This window comes from Microcystis sp. LE19-84.1B, assembly GCF_027531875.1.
GTDB lineage: Bacteria > Cyanobacteriota > Cyanobacteriia > Cyanobacteriales > Microcystaceae > Microcystis > Microcystis panniformis.
This window is the reverse complement of the sequence record NZ_JAPZSR010000225.1, coordinates 16458-28107: the sequence shown is the minus strand read 5'-3', so window position 1 is coordinate 28107 and position 11650 is coordinate 16458. Positions and strand designations below refer to the sequence as shown.

Annotated in this window: 9 protein-coding genes and 2 pseudogenes; 4 read left to right on the top strand and 7 right to left on the bottom strand. The window is 42.7% G+C overall.

Translation table 11 applies throughout. The features are described from left to right. The first annotated feature begins 532 nt into the window (after positions 1-532). Both O9324_RS27510 and O9324_RS27505 read left to right on the top strand, forming a co-directional pair. Positions 533-712, top strand: a pseudogene (locus O9324_RS27510) (hypothetical protein). Between the two features lie 240 nt (positions 713-952). Further along, complete coding sequence (locus O9324_RS27505) at positions 953-2383, top strand: PEP-CTERM sorting domain-containing protein (protein ID WP_288140416.1); 1431 nt, start codon at positions 953-955, stop codon at positions 2381-2383. 275 nt (positions 2384-2658) lie between these two features. Here the strand turns inward: O9324_RS27505 and O9324_RS13160 are convergent, their stop codons facing one another. The 5 genes from O9324_RS13160 to O9324_RS13140 form a co-directional block, all read right to left on the bottom strand. Then, the gene (locus O9324_RS13160) at positions 2659-3657 is read right to left on the bottom strand and encodes a type II restriction endonuclease (protein WP_287704804.1); all 999 of its coding nucleotides are present in this window, start codon (positions 3655-3657) and stop codon (positions 2659-2661) included. Beyond that, positions 3630-5042, bottom strand: coding sequence for a DNA methyltransferase (locus tag O9324_RS13155; RefSeq protein ID WP_288140415.1), 1413 nt, complete (start codon positions 5040-5042; stop codon positions 3630-3632). Before O9324_RS13155 ends, O9324_RS13160 begins: the two co-directional genes overlap by 28 nt. Positions 5043-5276: 234 nt before the next feature. Beyond that, the gene (locus tag O9324_RS13150) at positions 5277-6359 is read right to left on the bottom strand and encodes an ATP-dependent 6-phosphofructokinase (RefSeq protein WP_287627680.1); all 1083 of its coding nucleotides are present in this window, start codon (positions 6357-6359) and stop codon (positions 5277-5279) included. 252 nt (positions 6360-6611) lie between these two features. Beyond that, positions 6612-8054 (bottom strand): glutamate--tRNA ligase, encoded by a 1443-nt coding sequence (gene gltX / locus O9324_RS13145; RefSeq protein ID WP_288140414.1) that lies wholly within the window; start codon positions 8052-8054, stop codon positions 6612-6614. A 322-nt stretch (positions 8055-8376) separates the two neighbouring features. Beyond that, positions 8377-8853: an NAD(P)H-quinone oxidoreductase subunit N gene (locus O9324_RS13140; protein WP_002747620.1), complete on the bottom strand. Its 477-nt coding sequence runs from the start codon at positions 8851-8853 to the stop codon at positions 8377-8379. Positions 8854-9168: 315 nt separating this feature from the next. Here O9324_RS13140 and O9324_RS13135 point away from each other — a divergent pair, with 315 nt between their 5' ends. Next, entirely contained in the window at positions 9169-10038 is an 870-nt protein-coding gene (locus tag O9324_RS13135) for an ABC transporter permease (protein ID WP_287627682.1), read from the top strand. A 28-nt stretch (positions 10039-10066) separates the two neighbouring features. Then, a pseudogene (locus O9324_RS13130) lies at positions 10067-10310 on the top strand (IS1-like element transposase); the annotation flags it as partial. A 177-nt stretch (positions 10311-10487) separates the two neighbouring features. Here the strand turns inward: O9324_RS13130 and O9324_RS13125 are convergent. Beyond that, complete coding sequence (locus O9324_RS13125; protein ID WP_288140413.1) at positions 10488-11318, bottom strand: CPBP family intramembrane glutamic endopeptidase; 831 nt, start codon at positions 11316-11318, stop codon at positions 10488-10490. Continuing rightward, complete coding sequence (gene clpS, locus O9324_RS13120; RefSeq protein WP_002738526.1) at positions 11311-11598, bottom strand: ATP-dependent Clp protease adapter ClpS; 288 nt, start codon at positions 11596-11598, stop codon at positions 11311-11313. The genes O9324_RS13125 and clpS overlap by 8 nt, the downstream gene beginning before the upstream one ends. Positions 11599-11650 lie beyond the last annotated feature (52 nt).

Below are 11650 nucleotides of genomic sequence, written 5' to 3'. Positions count from 1 at the left end.
CGACAAAGGATTTCTCGGCTGGTGAGAGAGAGTCTATCTTTCTCTAAAAAAATGGAGAATCACGTTGGGGAACCCTTTGGTATTTTATCCATGACTACAACGCACAGCAAAGCAAAGGATTAAGCCGCCATCACTACTACCGAATCACCACCACCGAGTGAAGTCAATGTCACGTTCTGTTAAAACTCGCTGTCGTTTGGCTTCATCCCATTGAATACGCATGAGACACCCGAAATCAATGGAGAAAAATTGTTTTCACCCACTCTATGCTAACCTATCGCTCCCGAAGGCGAGGGACTAAGGGGAGAGGAATGTAAAGATTTATTAAATTGTAGCTTTTAATACAGTTGTGGGGGGGGGAATGTGTATTGTTCTGTTATCTGCCTTCTGTCTTGGGTTGGGCTGTTGCTTCACCTGGGCGCTAAAGTGCGATCGCAATTAAAATATTTAGCAAAAAAGAGAAGTTAGAATGCTCAAAAACTTAGCCGCCGTTTCTACTCTAGTCATTCCTTTTGGCTCTTCGGTTTGTGTTATGCAATGGACGGGGGTTATAAGGGATGGAACCCTTACATAGAAAGGCATTTAGCGATTTTTATCAATTGTTTTTGCTCTAGAGCGAACTAATCAATTAAGTCTCTTGCCAGATAAGGATTTAGTCGATTTATGCCCCCCTATCGAACCATACCAAGTAAGGAAGAACCTAAAAATATAGCTTATACCATTTTTCACAAGTAATGGCAGAGATGGTTAATTGCCCTCACCCCTAACCCCCCCTGCCCCCCCGACATCGGGGGGCAAGATACCTGCCAAGAATAAAGAAAAATGGTATTGTAGTAAAGTTTTTTTTTGCAACAATTATGCAAGTTTTGGAAAGTCGGTTCATGGGATGCTAAATTTATTTATGCAAAATTTTCGAGCAAAGACGACTTTGACTTCATTTGCGATCGCAAGCATGAGTACCCTTGCTATCTCGATGACAGCACAAGCAACAACAGTTGTAACAGTGGGAACAAACTTCACGGGAACTTCCCGCTCCCAAAGTGGCTTATTTTATCCTCCAGATACGATGGGAGCAGTCGGACAAGATCACATCGTCGAGCTAATTAACGGTTCCTACGCCGTTTATAACAAAAGTGGCTCCGTTCTAAGCCGCATCTCCCTCGACCAATTCTGGCAGAATGCAGGAGTAACACCTTCGGGTAGTTTCGCTTTCGATCCGAGAGTAAATTACGACCCCTTCAGTGGGCGCTGGTTTGCTGCGTCGGTGGACAATGGTGGGGGGATCAACAATTTCCTGGTTGCTGTTTCTAAGTCATCCAATCCACTGGACGGTTGGAATGGCTATGCTATTCCCGCCGATACTCCCGCTAACACCCGCTGGGCTGATTTTGACACCAGGGGTTTCAACGGACAGAGTGTCACCCTCTCTGCCAATATGCATCCCATTAGTTCAGGTACTGTCACAACAACTATCCTCACCTTCGATAAAGCGCAACTGATAGCAGGAAACCCCAACGCCAGGACAATTTTCCAAAATAACAACCCCAATAATACTGGCTTCACTGTCCAGCCAGTGGTTGACCTGGACAACCGCAACAACCCCCATCCCTTATTATCCGCCTACAATACCCCGGCTGGCTTCTTCAAGCGATCAGATATTGCCGGAAACCCAGCCACAGCAACACTCAGCACGAGTGGAGGATTTATATCTGTTACCCGCTATGTTGATCCGCTGACGGCGCGACAACTAGGCGGACCGGATAACGTCGATACCGGAGATACTCGCTTCAGTTCCAATGTGGTTTATCAACTCGACTCTCTAGGCTATAATTCCTTCTGGGGTGTTCAAACAGTAAAAAGTCCTGTCAGTGGAGCATCTTCGGCACTGCGCTGGTTTGAGATTGATGCTAATACCAATTCGCTCCGCCAAGAGGGATTAATTTATGATCCGACTGGACAAGAAGATTATTACTATGGCTCCCTCGCGGTCAATGATCAAAGGGAAGTGGTCATCGGTTTTAGTTGTTCGGGACCTAACCTATTTATTAGCAGTTGTGCGGTAGTGGGTGAAGATTCTGGCGGAACGACAACCTTTGGTAATCGTCTGCTTCTGAAGCAGGGGTCTGCCTCTTACGAAATATCAAGCGGTGGTTTCAACCGCTGGGGCGACTACAGTGCTACTGTCCTCGACCCTTCTGATCCGACGGGGAGAACTTTCTGGACTTTCCAGGAGTTTGCTGCTGGTAGTACGGAATGGTCCACTCAGATTACTGAAATTAAACTCAGTAAAGTTAATGTACCAGAATCCAGTTCTGTTTTCAGTCTCCTCGCCCTCGGCACTCTCGGCGCAGCTTCAACCCTCAAGCGCAAACTGAAGCCATAAAAGTCGGCTGAATTGCTTACAAAAATACCATAAATCCCCCTTCATTCAGTCAGTTGAGGGGGTTTTATTTTTTGCCTGTGCTTCTACTTATTAAATTTTATTAATTAATTGCTCAAAAGTAGTTTCTTGTGGTAGAAAAAGATTTTTTGGATCGATAGCGTAAAATTTAATAGATATTGTAATTTTATGCCATAACGGAAGTTAATTACAGCAGTTATCTTAATGGTGAAATAACTTCTTTATTTGATTGGTAATTTTCTAAATATTAATTAAGCTTAAAGATGGCATAGCCAACGCATAATTGAAACCAGTTGATTATCATTGGTTAAGTTAGCGGCATTGGTGAGTTTTTTCGTCTCTAATTGCCGATAAATTTCCCTAGCCATTTTTGTTTCAATAGCAGCGCCGATAAAAAAAGTATAAGGATGCTTAGAGATTTTTCTAAAAGCATCATCAATTCTCTGCAAAGCAGTACGAGCAGTTTTCCAATGTTCATCTGCTCCTGCGGGATCAATCCCACCTTTTAATTCTCCCAAAGCAATGTATAAATCAGCAGATTGTAAGGTTTGTTTTTTGATTTTTTGATTAGCTAATTGCGTCGAATCACATTTTAAAAGGCACAAATCAATATTGTTGTTATTAACAATGGGAACATTGACATTATAAATTATTGTTCTTGGTTGGCTGTTATTTAACCAGCTAACACCTCTAACCAAGATTTCTAGATTAGGTGTCATTTCTTCAGCTTCTCTCCATTGATTATTACTGGAATTGAGCCAATCATAAGCAATCCCTGCTACTCTTAAAGTTGCTAATAGAGAACGAGTAAATTTACTTTGAGCTAAGGAGCCACCCGCGTTTCTCATTATTCCTCCTAAAGTGTCACCCCGAATCAATAGAAATCTATAGACTAACTCCTCGACAAAATTAGTCCCCGCAGGTTCCAGAAAATTGACAATTAATTCTTGAATTGCTTCTACCTTGTCTTGGGGATGTAAATAATTTTTAGCTTTATCAGAAATTCCCGATGCAGTTAATAAAGCCGCTTGAATATCTGGGATGTTTAGTAAATCTCTAGGATTGTTTACGGTTTGGGCAATAATTTTTAAGGTTCTTGCTTCTGCAATTAAAGGAGTAGCTCTCTGATTTTTTTCTAAGGCTAGAGCAATAAATCCTGAACGGATAGCTTCATAGGTAGTCTCCAAATCACAACTTTGATTTAAATGCAAGAGATAGGGTTTTTCCATTAAGGCTTTCTCCACACATAAATACATTTTCTTAAAGATTCTCTACCATGAGATCCCATTTGCTGACTACTATTACCTTTTCCCTGAGGAACTACTAAAATATTTTCTACTTTAAATCCAATTTCTTCGGCGATTTTTGACAAAATTAAATCTACAGAAATACTAGCTCCCGCATAACGAACGTTATCATTAATCATACAAAAAATACCAGAGGATTTCATAACCCGAAAACATTCATAAATTAGACAAGACATTTCCAGAAAATACCCCCTAATCATCCGAGGAATACCATGGTTATTTAAGGCCTTGCTTGATTTTAATTCCTCTAAATAACCCAGGATACTCTCTAATAATTTTTGACGATCAGTTATGGCAATGGCTGGCGACCAATGTTCATTTATTTTTAGTAACTCCTTGGGTTTATTTTCAACAGTGCAACTAAGCATTTGTTGACGTAATTGTTTTAATTGTAGTTGATCTATTCCCAATAGAGCCAATTCCAAAGCGTAGATACGAGTATAATCATAGCGATTACAATAAGGAGGAGAAGTAATAATAGAATCGTATTTTTCTGAGGAAATCTCTGGCAAAATCTCAAGACAAGAACCTTGATATAGTTGAATTTTTCCCCGAGAATAATCTCTAGAAAAAAGTTCCAATTGTTGCTGACTAGGCTCTAAATCTGCGAGAATTTCTCGTAACTTGCTATGTAGGGCAGTTTTAAAGTCTAAAATTTTTCCTTTGTCAAATATATTTTTACCCTGTTGTTTACCAGAACGATAATCCCAACGGAGGTATTGACCATCTTTTCTAGTATAGCTAATTGATTCGAGAATAGAAAGTAAGGCAAATTTTAAGATCGCTTGCACTCGCTCATTCTCTTGGGCAATCAACCCTAAGTAACTTTCTATACAAGCCTGATTTTCTTGGGGATATGCTCCTTGAGTAATTGGTAATTCTAATAACTTAACTTTGTCATCTACCTGTTGCCAAAGGCTATGGTTAGACCAATACTCTAGACGATGTATATCATCACTATTTAAGCCATTTTCTAAAATTTGTCTAGTAATAATTAATTCCTGTCCAATCGGCAATAGTTCTATTCCATCTGCTGATAAACCCCTAGCCGCCGCCGCAAATAAAGTTGTTCCGCTGCCGGCGAAAGGGTCTAGTATTTTTCCTTGTTTGATACCATATTTTTCTAGGAGATAAACTATCAGATCAACGGAAAAACCCTCTTTATATTTATACCAGCGATAAACTGGTTGGTTCTTATTGCCTTGAAAACTCACTAGAGTACGAGATAATTGCTCAGAATCAAGTAATTTGTCTTGAAAATAATTAAATAATTCTCGATCGAGATGGTTGATTTCTAACAATCTTTCTGCTACATTAACCGAACTATTAATCATTTAGATTTACTGGCGAAATTGCCGAAAAATAATTATCAGAGTTTATCTTTATTTGAGGGGTAATTTTAATCAGTGGGGAAAGGGCGATAATTAAGTAGCTGGTTATAATTAAATTGAAGATAGATTTTAGGTTCGATCCCCCCTTAATCCCCCCTTGATAAGGGGGGAACTGATCGTTTTTAACACCTACCTACTTAAGGGTTAATTCTCGCACCGATTCCCCTAGATTTAATCTCAATCCCCTAGACAAATACCCAAACCCCTGGCGGTTTTGACTAAAGTTTCTTCGAGATCGACGATGCGATAGGTTTTAATCGCCTCCTCAATGGGAACACTGACCACTTGCCGATTTTGCCAGGCCACCATGCGATCGAATTCTCCCCGGGCGATCAGATCCACGGCCGCCACACCAAAAGCCGCCCCCAGTAGGCGATCCATTGGAGAAGGAATGCCCCCCCGTTGAATGTGGCCCAGGAAAGTCACTCTCGTTTCGGCCCCGGTTTCCCTGGCAACTTCTTCGGCTAAATAGCGACCGATACCCCCGAGACGATCTTCCCCTAGGGCTTTCTTTTGCACTAGGCGATCGCCGGTTTCGGTACGCACAGCCTCGGAGACAATAATCAGAGAAAACTGTTTATCCATACGCTGCCGTTGCCGGATCTTCTCGCAGACCTTCTCTAATCGGTAGGGAATTTCGGGAATGAGAATGATATCGGCCCCCCCCGCAATACCGGCAGCCAGGGCGATATGGCCGGCATCTCTACCCATAACTTCTAGAATCATCACCCGGTTATGACTAGCGGCGGTAAAATGGAGGCGATCGAGGGCTTCTGTAGCGATATTAGTAGCTGTATCGAAGCCGATGGAGACTTCTGTAGCTCCCACATCATTATCGATGGTTTTGGGGATACCAATCAGATTAATGCCTCCCTGTTGGGCAATACGGCGCAAAATCGCCAGACTACCATCGCCACCGATGCCGATCAGGGCATCCAGTCCTAGACTATGATAGCCGTCGATGATGTCCTGAGAGCGATCGATCACGGTTCCATCCGGCATCGGGAAAGCGAAGGGATCCCCCTTATTGGTAGTACCGAGAATTGTTCCCCCCATCACCAACAGGCGATCGACTCCTTCAATATCAAAGATCGTGGTTTTGGGGGGACGGCTAACTAATCCGTTAGTTGCTTCTCGAATACCCACCACTTCCCAGCCATAATTGCCACTGGCATGGTGGACAACGGCACGAATGGCGGCATTTAAACCCGCACAGTCGCCACCACTGGTGAGAAGTCCAATGCGTTTTTTTTCACCCATAGCTTTTTGTCAGGAGATTAACAAATCTATATTTAGGGAAAAGTTGCGGATAATGCCTAAAAATTAAGAAAGTTTCTAGATCGTCCCTGACAGCTAGGGGAAAAATCCGCCCCCGTCCCCTCAGTAATCGATCACGAGCAGGGTATGCAGGGCGACACGGATTCCCATTATACTAGAAAGTATATAGCAATCTTAGGGCATTTGTCAACCCTAATATACGAGAAATTTTCTGATAACTGATAGCCAATCAATTTAACTATTTACTGCTTGCTGAAGACGGGATATATCCCAACCTTTTTGATTGAGAAGTAGCCAAGACTGCATTAAATCTGGACCGTGTAACTCCCCCATCAAAGCGGCGCGTAGAGACTTCATTACTAGACCTTTTTTAACCCGATGGGTTTTAGTTGTTGTCTCCACAATTCCCTTAGCAACTTCTCCAGTCAAATCGGGAGTAATAGCGGCGAGAATATCCTTGATAATATCCTTAACTCCCTCTAATTGTAATTGACTTAAAGCCTCCTGATTATAATTAGCCACAGGGGTTAAAAGTAAGCGACTTTCAGCGACAGCATCGCTTAAACGAGTTAAACTCGGACCGATGAGAGTAGCCAAACCGATCAACCAAGCTCGATCGGTTTCAGCCGCAAAATTATACCCTGCTTCTTGCCAGTAGGGAAGGAGTAAAGGCACTAATTCCTCACCGGTTAAACGATGGAGATATTGACTATTAATCCAATCCAGTTTAGTCCAGTCAAATTTTGCCCCCGCTTTATTTACCCGTTCTAAACTAAACACTTTAGCGGCCGTTTCAAGGGTAAAAATTTCTTCAGTAGAATCGGGAGGAGTCCAACCGAGGAGAGTCATGTAATTAACCAAAGCTTGCGGCAAAAAACCCAGTTTTCGGAAATCATCGATCGAAGTGACTCCATCCCGTTTAGATAACTTACGACCCTCCTGATTTAAGATCAAAGGAGTGTGGGCAAACTCCGGCACTTTTGCCCCTAAAGCTTCGTATAAAAGAATTTGTTTAGCCGTATTAGCGATGTGATCTTCCCCACGAATAACATGGGTAATTGCCATATCGATATCATCAACAACTACCGCTAAATTATAGAGAGGCTGACCGAAGTTTTCTTCCCCATTTTCCGAGGTACGAGCGATCACCATATCCCCCCCTAAATCACTACCTTTCCAGATGACTTTTTCCCGGATTAAATCCTGCCAAATAATTTCTCGATCATCGTCAATAATAAAACGAATTACTGCTTTTCTCCCCCCTTGCTCGAATTGCGCTTGTTGTTCGGGGGTGAGATAACGGTGACGATTATCATAACGGGGGGCAAGATTGCGGGCTTTTTGTTCTTCCCGCATTTTTTCCAATTCTTCCGGGGTACAATAACAACGATAGGCTAAACCTCGATCGAGCAGGGTTTGAATCGCCTGACGATAATAATTAAGGCGTTGAGTTTGAAAAAAAGGACCTTCATCCCAATTCAATCCTAACCATTGTAGGCCCGCTTGAATATTTTCGGTATATTCTGGTCGAGAACGTTCTAAATCTGTATCTTCCACGCGCAAGATAAATTTACCCTGGTGATGATGGGCAAAAAGCCAGTTAAACACGGCTGTGCGCGCTGTTCCAATGTGTAAATTTCCCGTGGGACTGGGGGCAATACGAACTCTTACTGTCACGATCTAACTCCTAGGTTTTTTGCGGCAACGATATCCCATATTATTGCAAATTCACCTAGACCAACTCGCAAAATTAAGAAAATTAAGTGGGTGGGTGGAATTAAATATAAGATGAACGTAGGTTGGGTTGAAGCATGAAACCCAACTCCCGCATGGGTTACGCTACCGCTAACCCATACTACAAAGAATTGTGCCTCCCTACTTAAATAAATAGCTACCAAAGGGTGAGAAAGGAACAACAAACTCTCAAGAATTGAAGTCTCCCTCTCCGGGGAGAGGGGTTGAGGGGGATATCTTTCGGTACCCGTGTTATTTCGGTAATTTAGGCAGCGATTAAGGATTTGCTCAAAGGTTGCCAACGGAAATATCTTTCCCCACCCAACTCGAGGACAAATTTTAACCGAGGTTCCTGTTGACTAAGATTAATTAAGTATTGTTTTTCTTCCGAGGATAAAACAAAACTTTCAATAATCCAAATCACTAAACCTTTAGATTTGGGGGGTAAATTTTCCAATTGATAGGTAGCAATGGGAGGAATAAAATAAACCGGTCCCACGGCTGCTTCCCGACCAATATTTTTTTTACCTAAATGGGGGGGACGGACTCCATGAATACCGGTAAGATAGGCACTTAAATCCCCTAGACCTCTAGCGGTGATATGCAGGACATTGTAACCAGTGGCCCGCAAACGTCTTTGATAGCGTCCCTCGTAACCCCCTTCTAAGGGTGCGTAAACGCCTAAAGCGCCGTATTGTTCCAGATCGCGAATAAATGGTTTTCCTGTGGTCAGTAATGCCATAGCTAGTAAAAAAAATCTTTTTCCCTATAATCGCACGTTTTGTTAAGTTGTGCGTCAGGTGAACAGAAAAAGACTTAGGATCAAAGATAGAGAGGGACAATCGCTACTCTCTCCCGAGGAGGTAATATGTTTCACGATCTCCTTTATCCCAACGGACTGCTTTATATCCTGATTAAACTAACTGTTTTAGCTTTAGCAGTCTTGCTCTGGTTTATGGTCGTTTCGGCCCCGGCTGTCTGAAAAAAACACTGCTCTTGTCGCAGGTTAGCCTTGTCTTCTACAATTAGCGTTCTATGCCATGGCTGAATTTTGTCGATGACTCCTGTTAAATTGCCGATCGATCCTTTTCTGAAACCCAACCTAACCACTAAGCTCCTAGGGGTTGGGTTGGTATTGACAATTATTTTTATCCTGATTGCCCTGTTTTCGCCCCTTCTGCAAGCGATCGGCCTGATTCAGGATCCAACCGAGATTTTAAGCAATTATCCCCTACAACCCCCCAGTTCCGCCCATTGGTTCGGGACGAATGTGCGCGGTTATGATGTCTTTTCCCGCACCCTATTCGGGGCGCGAGCGGCCTTGTCCGTGGTATTTTTGGCCACAGGATTATCTTTAGTCATCGGGGTTCCTTTAGGACTAATTAGCGGTTATTTGGGAGGTAAGATCGATCGCGTTCTCCTCTTTCTCATGGATACCCTCTACACCTTGCCGGGGTTATTATTATCGGTGGCTCTCGCTTTCGTTTTGGGTCGTGGTATCCTCAATGTAGCGATCGCTGTTAGTATTGCCTATATTCCTCAATATTTTCGCGTGGTCAGAAATCAAACCGCCAGCGTTAAAAATGAGTTATTTATCGAAGCGGCCCGAGCGATCGGGGCTACACCGGGTCGTATATTATCAAAATATCTTTTCTTTAATGTCGTCCAGAGTGTCCCGGTTCTTTTTACCCTCAACGCAGCAGATGCGATCCTGGTTTTAGGCGGTTTAGGCTTTTTAGGCTTAGGATTACCAGAAGAAGTGCCGGAATGGGGTCATGATCTCAAGGAAGCTTTGGCGGATTTATCTACAGGTATCTGGTGGACCACTTTATTCCCCGGATTAGCAATGACCACGATGGTGGTGGGTTTATCCCTCTTGGGAGAGGGGTTAAGTGAAATTTTTAGGCGTTGTCAAATTGAAAGATGATCCGAATCAGCACCGGAACTGAAATTACGCTGTTGACCACTTTCGAGATGGAATTCTTGGATGGGTAATTGGTGGTCTCCCAAGGCGAGTGCCTTCGGCAACATAGTGCAGACACATTTCAACGTTTATGGCAAGCTATCTCATTTTGGCAATGTTATTTTTGGGTAAGTGATGGAAATCCAGTGTATCCAATATTTATCCCTGACGGGGATCAGATTGTTAGCAAAACTTATAGGACAAGGGTAGAGGGAGAAAATACAAGATTACGTCATTTATTTAAATCTTGTGCCGTGACTTTGCCTACACCGATCAACAGCATGACGATAAGAGAGAAATAAAAAGATAGGATATTACGCAAACGCGGGCGATATTCTAGAAAAGATAATAATCGATTCATCGGTTATAACTCTCATGGGCAATTTCCCCTTTATAGTAATTGATTTAATCCCCTATCGTTCACTCAAAACTGCTTTTTTTCTGATCCAGATAGCGAGAATTGTCAGGAAAAGTAAACCCATCACTCCCGCTAAAGGATTTTTATCGATTCCAGTTAACCAATCGGGAACAGTACCAGTGTATTTAATTAACTGACCCACATTTAATATATAGTATGCCCAGATTAAACCCGCGTGCAGACCGATACTTTTACCCAAATTACCACCACAGGCGCGTTTTGCCCAACCGAGAATCAATCCTAGCAAGACTAAGGCAGGAAATTGGGGAAAAGTGCGGATAATTTCGGCTAAAGGTTTAATAAAGTGAGCAAGAGCGAAAATTAAGGCACTAATCACTAGAGCGATAGCGGGACGATAATCCTTTTCTAATTCTCCCAGTAACCAGCCCCGAAATAGCAATTCTTCGGCAAAACCCAGCGCTAAAGCGACTAAAAACCCCTCCAGGATGATTTTGCTGATTTGGGGATTTGCGGGTAAGAAATTTAACCAACCTAGGAACGCTTGGGACAGAAAAAGCGAGAAAGTGAAAAATAAACCGATCGCTAACCCGTTAATTAACTCGATCAGCGTTTTTCTTCGCCAAATCAACCCATAATCGGCTAATCCCTCATCGCCATAAATTGTCCGTCCCCACCAATGGGATAACCCCAAAAATTCCAGATAGAGAACAGAAAGGGTCAAAATTGAGACCAGATTAGCATTAGTGGCAAAAAAGTGATAGAGGGGAAGTGCGATCGGCAACCAGAGAAAAAGTAAGAGCAAAATAAAAATTCCCAGTCGCAGGGGGACTGGGTAAGTGGCAATTACCCGCAATCTTTTATTCATCGGGTTCGATGCTGCTGGTTAAACCTTTATTTTTCAAGGTTTCACAGTAAAATTCCGCGTGTTCTTGGATGCAGGTAATCACCAAGGCTGTACCATTCGTGTGCGCTTCCATCATGATATCGACTGCTTGGGGTTGCGTCATACCGGCGATCGTTTGCATTAAACTCTGAACCACATACTCCATCGAGTTAAAGTCGTCATTGTGGAGTAAAACGCGATAACGCGGTGCTGGTTTACGGATTGTCGCTGTGGAACGCTTTTCGATGACTTCTGTGGACACCGTTTCTCTCCTTTGAATCTATATCACAAATACAAATCAATTACTTAATGAT

What these genes read in the sequence shown, in the direction of transcription:
- O9324_RS27505 (WP_288140416.1), top strand. Translation starts at nt 953, where the DNA reads ATGAGTACCCTTGCTATCTCGATGACAGCACAAGCAACAACAGTTGTA.
- O9324_RS13160 (WP_287704804.1), bottom strand. Translation starts at nt 3,657, where the DNA reads ATGTATTTATGTGTGGAGAAAGCCTTAATGGAAAAACCCTATCTCTTG.
- O9324_RS13155 (WP_288140415.1), bottom strand. Translation starts at nt 5,042, where the DNA reads ATGATTAATAGTTCGGTTAATGTAGCAGAAAGATTGTTAGAAATCAAC.
- O9324_RS13150 (WP_287627680.1), bottom strand. Translation starts at nt 6,359, where the DNA reads ATGGGTGAAAAAAAACGCATTGGACTTCTCACCAGTGGTGGCGACTGT.
- O9324_RS13140 (WP_002747620.1), bottom strand. Translation starts at nt 8,853, where the DNA reads ATGGCATTACTGACCACAGGAAAACCATTTATTCGCGATCTGGAACAA.
- O9324_RS13135 (WP_287627682.1), top strand. Translation starts at nt 9,169, where the DNA reads ATGACTCCTGTTAAATTGCCGATCGATCCTTTTCTGAAACCCAACCTA.
- O9324_RS13125 (WP_288140413.1), bottom strand. Translation starts at nt 11,318, where the DNA reads ATGAATAAAAGATTGCGGGTAATTGCCACTTACCCAGTCCCCCTGCGA.